This is a genomic window from Oscillibacter sp., assembly GCF_031978065.1.
In the GTDB taxonomy this organism is placed as follows: domain Bacteria; phylum Bacillota; class Clostridia; order Oscillospirales; family Oscillospiraceae; genus Oscillibacter.
In genome coordinates this window covers 1-3283 of sequence record NZ_DALZCH010000182.1, presented here as the reverse complement: position 1 = coordinate 3283, position 3283 = coordinate 1, and the positions used below count along the sequence as shown (strand labels likewise).

At 56.6% G+C, this 3283-nt stretch carries 3 protein-coding genes and 1 pseudogene; all 4 read left to right on the top strand.

What is annotated here, in order from left to right:
* Positions 1–76 precede the first annotated feature (76 nt).
* Positions 77–1450 (top strand): helicase, encoded by a 1374-nt coding sequence (locus tag RTK01_RS16390; RefSeq protein WP_312281992.1) that lies wholly within the window; start codon positions 77–79, stop codon positions 1448–1450.
* The gene (locus RTK01_RS16385; protein ID WP_312281991.1) at positions 1447–2340 is read left to right on the top strand and encodes a site-specific DNA-methyltransferase; all 894 of its coding nucleotides are present in this window, start codon (positions 1447–1449) and stop codon (positions 2338–2340) included. The genes RTK01_RS16390 and RTK01_RS16385 overlap by 4 nt, the downstream gene beginning before the upstream one ends.
* Positions 2333–2800 (top strand): hypothetical protein, encoded by a 468-nt coding sequence (locus RTK01_RS16380; RefSeq protein ID WP_312281990.1) that lies wholly within the window; start codon positions 2333–2335, stop codon positions 2798–2800. The genes RTK01_RS16385 and RTK01_RS16380 overlap by 8 nt, the downstream gene beginning before the upstream one ends.
* 20 nt (positions 2801–2820) lie before the next feature.
* Positions 2821–3283: pseudogene (locus RTK01_RS16375) on the top strand (virulence-associated E family protein); the annotation flags it as partial.

Genomic DNA, 3283 nt, shown 5'->3' with positions numbered 1-3283 from the left:
CTATCCCGTGGGCTCCCGGTCTGCCGCTGAACGCCGACGGCTGGGTGGGGAATTATTTTAAGAAGGACTGAATCTCATGAACTATCATGAATTTTTAGATAGCAAAGTCAGGTCGGTGCCGTGCTGCGGGTTTTCTTTTGAAAAATCAGATATGACGCCGACGCTGTTCGAGTGGCAGAAAGATATCGTCTGCTGGGCATTGAAAAAGGGCAAGTCCGCACTGTTTGAGGACTGCGGCCTTGGGAAAACCCTTCAGCAGTTGGAATGGTGCCGCATTATTTCGCAGTACACAGGAAAACCCACAATCATTTTAGCCCCTCTGGCCGTTTCCCGGCAGACCAAGACGGAGGGGCAGAAGTTCGGCTTTGACGTCAACATCTGCTTAACTCAGGACGACGTAACCCCCGGCGTCAACATCACCAACTATGAGCGGTTGGATCGATTCGACCTCTCAGCGTTTGGCGGCATCGCGCTGGACGAATCCAGCATTCTCAAACATTACAGCAGCAAACTGCGGACGCAGATTATTGAGTCCTGCCAAAGCATTCCTTTCAAGCTTTCCTGCACTGCCACGCCTGCGCCCAACGATTTTATGGAGCTTGGCAATCAAGCGGAATTCCTCGGCGTTATGACCCGTGCGGAGATGCTGGCGACATTCTTTGTACACGACGGCGGCGAGACCAGCAAATGGAGACTGAAAGGCCACGCCGCGGATGATTTCTGGGAGTGGCTGGCAGGGTGGGCTGTTGTACTAACAACTCCCGGGGACCTCGGATACCCAGCGGATGGGTATGAACTTCCACCACTGAATATCCAATATGTTACCGTCCCTTCCGATCTGCCGGTCGCCAGCACCCTGTCTGAACGCCGCACTGCCCGACGGGCCAGTCTGACAGACCGATGCGCAGCCGCCGCAAGCCTAATCGCGGCGGAACCAAATGCACAGTGGCTGCTTTGGTGCGACCTCAACGATGAAGCCGACGCATTGACGGGCATGATCGACGGGGCGCAGGAAGTCCGGGGATCTGACAAGCCGGAAAAGAAAGACGACTGGTTGACCGCGTTCACCATTGGGTTTTTCCGAAGGCGGGTCACAAAGCCCAGCATTGCGGGATTTGGCCTGAACTGGCAGCTCTGCCACAACATGGTTTTTGTGGGCCTGTCCGACAGCTACGAAATGCTGTATCAAGCGATTCGGCGCTGCTGGCGGTTCGGGCAGAAGCATCCGGTCAACGTCTATATTGTGACCTCAGAGGCCGAGGGGGCTGTGCGGGAGAACATTACCCGCAAACAGGAGCAGTGCCAGCGGATGATACAAGAAATGGTACGGCACACGCAGGAGATCCTTACGAACGAGATTCAGGCGACCGTTCGCATGACAGAGCCGTATAACCCCACTATCGAAATGGAAATTCCAGCATGGTGTGTAACAGGAGGAATCAGCGCATGAAAATACTTAATCAGGCTTTGGGAATCGGCTGGGCGCTGTACCACGGCGACAGCTGCGAGATCCTCGGAGGGCTTCCCGACGACAGCATTCACTATTCCGTGACCTCTATCCCGTTCGCGTCGCTTTATACATATTCCAACAGTGACCGTGATTTCGGCAACAGCCGAACTTATCAGGAGTTTGCGGAACAATATCGGTTCCTCGGGGCTGAATGGCTGCGAATTACGATGCCCGGGCGGCTGGTGTCCATCCACTGCATGAATCTTCCGGCTATGAAAGAACGGGACGGCTTTATCGGCGTCAAGGACTTCCGGGGAGACGTGATCCGGTGGATGCAGCAGGCCGGGTTCATATTCCATTCAGAAGTTTGTATCTGGAAAAATCCCGTCGTGGAAATGCAGCGCACAAAAGCCCTCGGTCTGCTGCACAAGCAGATCCGCAAGGACAGCTGCATGAGCCGCATGGGTATCCCTGATTACGTGGTCACATTCCGCAAACCGGGGGATAATCCGGAGCCTGCGGAACACACTCACGAAACCTATCCGGTGGACCACTGGCAGCAGGTAGCGTCGCCAGTGTGGGACGAGTACCCGTCTCCTGTGTGGTGGGACATTAACCAGAGCGCCACGCTTCAGCGTAAAAGCGCGCGGACAGATAAAGACGAAAAGCATATTTGCCCGTTGCAGCTCCCGGTGATCGAACGCTGTATCGAACTCTGGACAAACCCCGGCGACGTTGTGCTTGACCCGTTCGACGGCATCGGATCCACGGGGTATCAGGCCGTCAAAATGGGCCGTCGGCACGTTGGCATTGAACTAAAAGAGGCGTATTTCAATCAGGCCGTTGCGAATCTCCAGACGGCGGAACAGGAGACACTTACCAATGCCTGAACCAAAGAGAGTTATCGCCGTCGATTTTGACGGGACGTTGTTTGAAGAAAAGTGGCCTGCCGTGGGCGCGCCGATCTGGCCCGTTATCAAGCGGGCTTTGGCAGAGAAAGCCACCGGTGCGGAGCTCATTCTCTGGACTACCCGCGAGGGAAAACCCCTGCGGGAGGCGCTGAACGCGTGCAAGGCTGTGGGACTGAAATTCGACGCGATCAATACCAACTCGGACACAATGAAAGCCGCGTGGGGCAATGACCCCCGCAAAATCGGTGCTACTGAATACTGGGACGACCGGGCGGTAAACCCTTTTAACGCCCCTGTACATTGCAAAGACTGCCGCTTTTATACTCCGCAGAGGCAGTCCGTCACGTGGAACAATCGAACGCTCTACTGCATGCGGCATGCAAGCCTAAAAATGAAGCCCGACGACTTTTGTTCCTGCGGCGAGGCGAAGGAATCGTAATTTCAAAGGAGTACCCCTCCATGATAAATGACCGAAAAATAATCATATCCGCCGGTGCAAGCAGACTGGCAAAAGTCTGGACGCGCCAGACGCTGCTGCTGTCGGAGCTCTATAACCGGCTGGCCACGCCCGCCAGAGGCACAGAGACGCTTGAAACATACCTGTCTCTGCCAAAGAACCAGCAGGACACCCTGAAGGACGTGGGCGGCTTCGTGGGCGGGGCGCTCAATGGGCCTCGCCGCAAGGCGGGCGCGGTGGCGGGCAGAGATGTTCTGACCCTTGACCTTGACCACGTACTCGCAGGCAGCACGGCGGACGTGCTGCGGCGCGTGGAGGCCCTCGGCTGCGGTTACTGCGTCTACTCCACCCGCAAGCACTCCCCGGCAGCGCCCCGGCTGCGGGTGATCCTGCCGCTGGACCGCACGGCTACGGCGGACGAATATGAAGCCTGCGCCCGGAAGCTGGCGGACATGATCGGCATTG

What these genes read in the sequence shown, in the direction of transcription:
- RTK01_RS16380 (WP_312281990.1), top strand. Translation starts at nt 2,333, where the DNA reads ATGCCTGAACCAAAGAGAGTTATCGCCGTCGATTTTGACGGGACGTTG.
- RTK01_RS16385 (WP_312281991.1), top strand. Translation starts at nt 1,447, where the DNA reads ATGAAAATACTTAATCAGGCTTTGGGAATCGGCTGGGCGCTGTACCAC.
- RTK01_RS16390 (WP_312281992.1), top strand. Translation starts at nt 77, where the DNA reads ATGAACTATCATGAATTTTTAGATAGCAAAGTCAGGTCGGTGCCGTGC.